Below are 3,244 nucleotides of genomic sequence, written 5' to 3' on the forward strand. Positions count from 1 at the left end.
GCCAGCCCCGACCCGCTTTCGCGCAGCGCCCAGTCCAGCAGCGGATCATGGCTGCCCGCGACAATCGGGGGCAGGGGCGGTTCCGCCACATCCGGGCCCGAGCGTGAGGCGTTGAGCCAGGCAATGATCTCGGCCCTTGGAAACAGCAGTTTGCCCATGGCGCGGACGCAGGGAATTTCACCGGAGGAGGCGAGGTCATAGGCCTTCCGCTCGCCAATGCGCAGCAGATCGGCCAGTTCGCGGGTGGTCAGATATTCGGACATTCAGTCGAGACGCACGGCCGATCCGGAACTGTTCTCTGCCGCGCTGAAACCGATCTGGTTCAGCGCATAGGGGGCGGCGGCTGTGATCACGACCATCGCGGTGACGGCAGCAAGAAAGGCTTTCATAGTCTCCTCCGGCTCAGTTCTGGTCTGCCGTGGCGCGGCGCAGAAAGGCGATCAGGTCGTCTCGGTCGCTGGCCTGCGTGATCCGCTGCATCGGCATCTTTGACCCCGGAATGTAGTGGTCAGGCCCCTCGTCGAAAAGGGCATTTATCGTCTCGTCATTCCAAATGATATCAGAGTTTTGCAGCGTGTCCGAGTAGAAATACCCCGGCAGCGTGCCTGCCCTTCGGCCAAAGACGCCATGCAGGGTTGGCCCCGCGCGTCGTTGGCTGTCGGGGGTCAGGCTGTGGCAGATCGAGCATTTGCGGGCGAATTGCCGTTCACCGTTGCTCATGTCGTTGGGGTTTTTCAGGAAATCGGGCTGGGTGGCGGCCAGCTGCTCGCCATCGCCTAGGTTTGCGACCGGCCAGCTATACATCGCCTGATCGATGCCCCCCGCATGCAGGTTCTGCCCGTCCGGCGAAAAGGCCAGCGCCCAGACAGGGCCGCGCAGGGTGGCGCGGAAATCCTGCGCGATGCGCCATTCGGTGGTGTCGATCACCATGATATAGCCTTCGCCATCGCCCACCGACAGCAACCGCCGGTCCGGGCTGAGCGCAAGGGCAAGGATCGGGCGGCGATCCAGAGTGAAATCGCGCTCTTCGCCGGTGCCAAGGTCAAGGATGCGAGTGACGCCATCCACCGCACCGTAGGCGATCCATCCATCACTTGCATTCAGGATCAGTTCGTTGATGCCAAAGCCGTGTTCGACCAGACGTTCGATTTCCTGCCCGCTGGCCACGTCCCACAGGCGCAGGCTGCCATCGACGCCCGCCGAATAAAGCTGCGTGCCATCCGGCGTGAACGCGACCGCATTCACACCGCTGCCGGTGGGGCCCAGCATGGTTGGCGTAGACCCGTCAACGGGCCAGAGGCCAATCGTGCCGTCCCAACTGGCCGTGGCCACATGGGTTTTGGATGCCGCGATATGGACGATCTTGCCTTTATGCTGCCCGACGACCTGCCCGCCGGGCCAGCGGCGCAGGGTGAAATCATCCCCGGCGGAATAGATCGCGGTGCCGTTGAAGGCGACCGAATTGACGGCGGCCTCGTGCCCTTCCAGCCATTCCGGGTTCTGCCCGGTCCAGAGGCCGACGGAATTGTCGAAACTGGCCGTGGCGATGCGCCCGTCCGGGGCGGCGGCGATCCCCATGATTGGGCCGCCGTGACCCTTGAGCGTGAAGAACTCGGCCAGCGCGGGCAGGGGCAGCAGCGCCAGCGTCAGGATCAGGGCTCGCATCTATTCAGCGGGCGAGGCGGCGGCTTTGCCAGCCTCTTTGTCCTGAACCTCTTCCAGCCACAGCGAATGGTGCTCGCGCGCCCATTGTTCCTCGACCTCGCCGGTGCCCATGGCGTCAAACGCGCCCTCCATCCCGATGGAGCCGAGATAGATATGGGCGAGAATGATCGCGATGAATACATAGGCCACCATGACGTGCCAGAGCTGTGCGTACTGCATCTCTTCCTGCGGCGACATTTGTACCGGCAGGTTTAGGCCTAGGGCCTGTGGAATGCCGGTGGCATTGGCGATTGAGAACGTCTTGGCAAACAGCGGCATTTCGAACGGAAACAGCAGAGACAGGCCAGACAGGCTGATCGAGACACCCAGCAGGATGCAGGCCCAGAAGATGATCTTTTGACCCGCGTTGAATTTCTTGGCGGGTGGATGGCTGCCTTTGGTGAACAGCCCGCCCCCGGCAGCCAGCCATTTCAGGTCGGTCCGGTTGGGGATGTTATGGGCAATCCAGTTCAGGGTGACGATGATCAGCCCCAGCATGAAGGCCCAGGCCAGATTGTTGTGCAGCCATTTGCAGGCTTGCGCGATAGCGGCGAAGCCTTCCTTCCCGAAGATCGGGATCAGCACGTCGCGGCCATAAAGCGTCAGCAGGCCGGTCAGGCCGAGGATCAGGAACGATCCGGCGAACAGCCAATGGCCGAAGCGTTCGAAACTGGTAAAGCGAAGGACAGTGCGGCCGGTTTTCTCGCCGTCGATGCGGATTCTGCCACGGATCAGGAAGAACAGCACCAGCACGGCCAACATCCCGGCCAGAATATAAGTGCCATATTCCCGCAAAGGACCGGTGCGGAAGGCCAGCCACCACATGCCGCCATCCTGAATCAGGACGCTGGCGGCGGGGCCGTTGTTCGAGACGGTCACATCCGCCGAGCCATAGCGCAAGGCGCGGTAAACATCGCTGTCCGAGGCGACTCCGCGGGTGCCAAGTTGACCCAGCAACCCTTCGGCATTGCCTTGCCCGGTATTGTCCGAGCGATAGCTGTCATCAACCGCCTCGCCCCGTTGCCGGGCCAGAATGTCCTCAAGCGTGGTCGCGCCGCCGGTGGTGGTGCGGTCCTGAGTGTCTTGTGTCTGAGCAGGGGCCAACGCGGGAAAGGTCAAAACGATCAGGCAGATCAGAAGTCGCAGAACGGGCATGGTTGCCTCATAGACAGTTGGAAAATGCACCGCCCGAAACCGGACGGGGCCGAGATTTTTCGTCGAAAAATCTTATCTCGCCCCGATGCAGCGATTGCGCACCGGGGCGGGGATTGGTCGGTGCTCAGCCGTCTTTCTGGTCGTAGGCGGTGCCCCAACCCCATGCGCCCGAACCAAAGCCGCGCGCCACGACGCGTTCGCGGTAGATGGCCGAGACCACGTCGCCGTCACCGGCGAGCAGGGCCTTGGTGGAACACATTTCGGCGCAGATGGGCAGTTTGCCCTCGGCGATCCGGTTGCGACCGTATTTGGCAAACTCTGCGGTCGAGTGCGTCTCCTCGGGGCCACCGGCGCAGAAGGTACATTTGTCCATCTTGCCGCGCGA

At 62.7% G+C, this 3,244-nt stretch carries 4 protein-coding genes and 1 pseudogene; all 5 read right to left on the bottom strand.

Annotated elements, in window-relative coordinates:
• A partial coding sequence (locus MPJ51_RS19465; protein ID WP_298390330.1) for a helix-turn-helix domain-containing protein occupies window positions 1–263 on the bottom strand: 263 nt, incomplete at its 3' end.
• Window positions 264–389 carry a hypothetical protein gene (locus tag MPJ51_RS19470; RefSeq protein ID WP_298390323.1) on the bottom strand — a complete coding sequence of 42 codons (126 nt, stop codon included), beginning with the start codon at window positions 387–389 and terminating at the stop codon, window positions 264–266.
• A 13-nt stretch (window positions 390–402) separates the two neighbouring features.
• Window positions 403–1,665, bottom strand: a complete 1,263-nt coding sequence (locus tag MPJ51_RS19475; protein WP_298390324.1) for a c-type cytochrome — start codon at window positions 1,663–1,665, stop codon at window positions 403–405.
• The gene (locus MPJ51_RS19480; RefSeq protein ID WP_298390327.1) at window positions 1,666–2,859 is read right to left on the bottom strand and encodes a formate dehydrogenase subunit gamma; all 1,194 of its coding nucleotides are present in this window, start codon (window positions 2,857–2,859) and stop codon (window positions 1,666–1,668) included.
• 124 nt (window positions 2,860–2,983) lie between these two features.
• Window positions 2,984–3,244 (bottom strand): annotated as a pseudogene (locus tag MPJ51_RS19485) (formate dehydrogenase); the annotation flags it as partial.

The sequence above is a fragment of the Ruegeria sp. genome (genome assembly GCF_028066395.1).
Taxonomy (GTDB): Bacteria; Pseudomonadota; Alphaproteobacteria; order Rhodobacterales; family Rhodobacteraceae; genus Ruegeria.